At 33.3% G+C, this 4,789-nt stretch carries 4 protein-coding genes; all 4 read left to right on the top strand.

Translation table 11 applies throughout. The annotated features are described in order from the left end of the window. Positions 1 to 186: 186 nt before the first annotated feature. The 4 genes from ND16A_RS05250 (at position 187) to ND16A_RS05265 (ending at position 4,681) form a co-directional block, all read left to right on the top strand. Positions 187 to 2,010: a tyrosine-type recombinase/integrase gene (locus ND16A_RS05250; RefSeq protein WP_160173532.1), complete on the top strand. Its 1,824-nt coding sequence runs from the start codon at positions 187 to 189 to the stop codon at positions 2,008 to 2,010. After that, a complete protein-coding gene (locus ND16A_RS05255; protein ID WP_033078450.1) occupies positions 2,007 to 2,987 on the top strand; it encodes a hypothetical protein in 981 nt (326 codons plus the stop codon). Before ND16A_RS05250 ends, ND16A_RS05255 begins: the two co-directional genes overlap by 4 nt. Next, entirely contained in the window at positions 2,987 to 4,270 is a 1,284-nt protein-coding gene (locus ND16A_RS05260; RefSeq protein WP_033078449.1) for a tyrosine-type recombinase/integrase, read from the top strand. Before ND16A_RS05255 ends, ND16A_RS05260 begins: the two co-directional genes overlap by 1 nt. A 120-nt stretch (positions 4,271 to 4,390) precedes the next feature. Further along, complete coding sequence (locus ND16A_RS05265; RefSeq protein ID WP_033078452.1) at positions 4,391 to 4,681, top strand: VPA1267 family protein; 291 nt, start codon at positions 4,391 to 4,393, stop codon at positions 4,679 to 4,681. Positions 4,682 to 4,789 lie beyond the last annotated feature (108 nt).

Genomic DNA, 4,789 nt, shown 5'->3' with positions numbered 1-4,789 from the left:
GAAAATCCTGAGCATTACCTCCCTTGGAACTACCAACAAAATCAAGAGATAACTCAGTCATAGACTGGGTTAGCGCCATTCTAAATAACTCAACTTGCCATGTCACACTATCCCGCCGTAAGCTCACATCCTGAAGGCAGTTTTCCAGTTTCTGATTATTCAACTTACAGCCAAGATGAGTGGTTTTTGGAAGAGATCACTGGTCAGAACCCTATAAAAATATATTTTTATAAAGAGGAAGAAGAATTTAATGGTTTAAAACGAGCTTTATTATACTACTCAATTCCCGATTTTTGCGCATTTGGGAATATCAAAAGTTATAATACATCAAAGGGCTACTCATCGTTATTTAACACATTCATATCATACGTTTTTAAAGATAATCATTTATTAGCAAATGATCCTACAGATATAAGTTGCATCACTCCAGCAATGTTAAATGACGCTTTAGATAGAGCTAAAGCAAATAAAGATTCTCCAAGGCATTATCACTCTCTCTTTCGTATAATTCGCCTATGGTTTTCTTTATCCTCAGAAGGAATGATCCCAGAAAAGTATAAAATAAACATTGATTACGTTAGCGTCGATAATAAAAGAAGGCATAAAGATGTTGTCAAACATTTTCAGGGGACTGTTTCAACTTGGATACCATTTTCAGAACGAGACCTAGCTAAATTAATTAACTATTCCTTGTTTTGGCTAGAAAAAGCTCTGCCCAAACTAATAGATATGCGTGATTATATTGATAGTTTGAAGTTAGTTAAAACAAAAGGTTCTCCTTTTAGCACAAAAGGAGCAAATGAAGAATTTGAAAATATGACAAATATTTTCATTGATGAAGTTTGTGTGATGTCCAGCTCATTCTCTAGTCTTAAGCCACAAGAAAAAAACGGCTATAAAACTCATCAATACAATTGGAAAAATAGTTACGCTATAGCGCTAGATCATATCAGAAACTCGTTATTCATATTCATTGGCTTGCTTCTTGGAATGCGATCAAGAGAAATGAGACAACTAATGCTAGATGACATTTTCAAAGATAATAATGAAGAATATTGGATAAATATAACAAGATTTAAAACGACATCTGATACTAATTATCATGGTGAAACTGAAGTTATGCCCGTTCCTTTTTTTATCGGTGAATGTGTAGACCTTTTTAAACACCTTAAAAGCCTTTCTGATTTTGAGAAGCAAGGTTATTTGTTTCAGTCAAATAAAAGTAGAAAAGAAGTAAATAACTTTACAGCAGGAAATATTAGACTGATAACAGCTGAGATCAGAAAGTTTACTGGTGTTGAAAGGCCACATAGTCATAGATTTAGAAAAACCTCAGCTGAGATATTAATAAATCGAAATGAAAAAAATATTGATTTAATTCGGATGCTGTTCGGACATGAAAGCTATGAAATGACACTAAGATATATTGCTAGAAACCCTTTTATGGTTAAGGCGGTTGCAGAAGCTATTGAAGTAAATTTTACCGAAGACTTTCATGAGGTAGTGACAAATATAAGAGACCAATCATATTCTGGAAAACCAGCTGAACGAATTGCGAGTGCCATAATAAAAGCACCAGAAAAATTTGCAGGTAAACAGCTTAAACTGCAACTCATGAATTATATATCCCACTTACTATCTAGTGGAGAGATGCTTTTCATTCATAGAACAGCAATTGGCATGTATTGTATTCATAGCGAGGAAATAACTATTGATAACCTTACACCATGCTTGGCCGAAAATAAAAACTTAAGCCTCCCTTTGAGTCCTGATATTAGTAACTGTCAATTGGAGTGTAAACATTGTGTTGTCGTTGAAAAAGCCAAACAAGCAATATCTGGCAATATTGAGTTCTATCAATCTATTTTAGAATCAACAGATGGTGTTGGCGTTAAAGCTAAGGCTAGGTTGCGAAAAAAACTATCAGCAGCTGAGAAACATATTGAAGCCCTCGATAAGAACAAATTAAAAATCCAAGAAGCTATTGATGTTAGGGAGCTATTAGTATGAGCTCAGCAATAACAAGATCTAAACTCATTAAAGTTATCGCTAAAGAAATTGTTGAAAATTTTAATACAAAGCTAAAGATACAAGATATATGTGAAGCTGTAGGTATATCTAGACAGTCATTTAATCGTTACTACTCAGACCTTAAGCCATATATGAAAGGCGAAAAGCCTATTAATGAGCTAGTCATGAATCAAAGCGATATTTCCTCTAATCAATTGCTTTGTAAATACCAATCAAAAATTAAAGAGTTACAGGATGAACTCGAAGATATAGTCAAAAGTCATGAAATAGACTTAAGTAAAGTCAAAAATAGTATGACAACTTCATTGATGAATAATGATCTTTCAGTGCATGATGCAGACAATGTCAGACTACAATTGCAAAAGCAAAGTTTACATTCAGATAAGCTCAAGGAAAAAATAAATCGTTTAGAAGTGGAACTTAGTAAGCAGTATATTGATAACAATTTAAAGTCTTCTACAACTCCTCTTAATGATAATTTTCAAGTAATCGATGTAGATTTTGAGTTACTATTTAAAAACTTTTCAGCTACCCAAGATATTGATGTTTTCGAAGACGAAAAGGAAGTGGCAATTGATAATTTAATATCGATGACAAATAAACTCTTAATAAATGATAAAACAATCGTTGTGCTGTTTATGGAAAGGTATTTAAGTAGTTTTAATAAATTTGTTGAAAGATATGCTTTTAATTCTGAAGATTTGCACTTATTTGTAAGACTTCCTGTGCATTCAAGATCCGAATTAAAGTTAACTTTAAACAAGTTCAATAAACAGGGAGCATTAAAGATATACATTCCTTACTCTGCTTCAGATACTGTTACTAAGTCACAGCGTAATTTTTACTTCAGAAATGTCCCAGAAACGGAACTACAGGCAGCAGATAAATCATTTTTACCCTCTATAAAGGATGGTTTTGAGCATGTATGTCAGTTTAAGATTAGACAGGGTGACTAATGATTGAAATCAAGACGTTACCCATCAAATATAAAAGCATTGATAGTCTTGGGATTGCTGAACATTATATTTTAAAAACAGTCAATGCTAGTGGCAAAGAAATGTTGTTGAGCCACCCTAACCTGTTTCTTTATCATGAAACAAATGACTCTCTTAACACATCTAAACGCTACGCAGCCATCATATCAAAGTTTTATTCGTATTTATCCACGCAAGATAAATTTCTAAAAATTGACATAAGTAAATATCATGTAATTGCTGATAACCGTGACATAAGGAGGTGGCAAATTGATCGCCAGACAAAGCGAGTTGAAAAGCAATCGGTAAAACCTACGTCAGAAACCATTTTTGAAGAAGCTAGAGTCCTCTTAAATTTTTTTAAATGGTTGCTTGGTGTTGGATACATCACCAATGTATCGATACATCATAAAGATTGGATTGCAAATTTCAAAAGCAAAAGAATGTTGAATTATATCCAAAAAAGTGCAAAAACAGCTATTGATAGTAAAAACATTCAAGTTCTGGATAAGGAAAGAAGACAAAGTTCTTCAAAGTCTCTAATTACTAATCAGGAAATAAAAGCTCTACTAAATGCTTATTCTGACCCGGTCTATTCAGCGTTATTAAAGCTGTCATTAGGCACAGGAATGCGACCTATGGAATTAGTTCAGTTTCCTTATATTGGGAATGGTAAAAACAAACAAATCATTCCTTATTCTGAAATGGATAAAGATAACGCGACTGTCGATTACGAATTAATAGGGAAAGGAAAAAAACAGCGAGTCATTAAAGTAAATATAAAAGATCTTAAAGAACTAGATGAACAATATATTAAGAAACACTATGTTGAGCGAAAGAAAAAATATAAAAAAAAGTTCGGTGTTGACTGCCCTCCTTCAGTATTATTTTTAACCAAATCTGGGAGCCCAGTTACTTCAGGTAAAATATCTAGTCGCTCAAATGATGCTAAATTAAAAGCTATGCAAAATTATCCTGAATTTAGGGAGAAAATCACTTTTTATGAAGCTAGACATTGGTGGCCAACAATGTTCGTTATTGAGTTTTTTAAAGAAAAACTTCTTACTGAATCTTCAGAGTTTCTTTACCTTGCTTTCGCTGATGCATTAAAAAACAACATGGGTCACGAAGATCTGGAAACCACATATGAATATTACATTGATATGGCAAGATTAGTATATTCTGCACAACAAGGTTCTGTTCACGAGCTGCTTGTTTCTCCTAAAAAATCAGTTCAAGAGAAGCTTGATGAAATGGATAACTAAATATACATAAAAGGTTAACAGTACCTCCAATATTGAAAATATGCTTTTATGTTCTGTATAACATTAAGCATCAAACTAGGTTCTTATTTAGTAATAATAAATAACTGAGAGTATTTAATAGTGTCAAACGGACAACAAAAAGCACTCCAAAATCTCGAAGCTTTCCAAGTATGGCAAGCAACCCAAACACATGATGATTTCCAACAAATAATTGTTAGGGGGCAGTTAAACCGAGGTGAAGTAGCCAAGGCTGTTGGCTGTGGGAAATCTGCGCTTACTCAGAACCCTGCTCTGAAAAAAGCCCTTGCTCTTTTGGAAGAAAACCTAAGAGAAAAAGGTGTTTTGCCACCGCTGAAACAAGCTGTTAAAGACAATATTGAAAAACCAAAGCAATTGTTAACGTCGGTCTAAAAGCGCGTTTATTTGCCGAATATCAAAATAGGCAGATCTAACCAATAAAATATCGTTATCTAAAATCATCAAAATTAATTAACCGCAGAAAAGTAAATTATCAGGCAA

The organism is Thalassotalea sp. ND16A, assembly GCF_000764205.1.
Classification (GTDB): domain Bacteria; phylum Pseudomonadota; class Gammaproteobacteria; order Enterobacterales; family Alteromonadaceae; genus Thalassotalea_A.
This window is presented reverse-complemented; position numbering and strand designations above follow the sequence as displayed.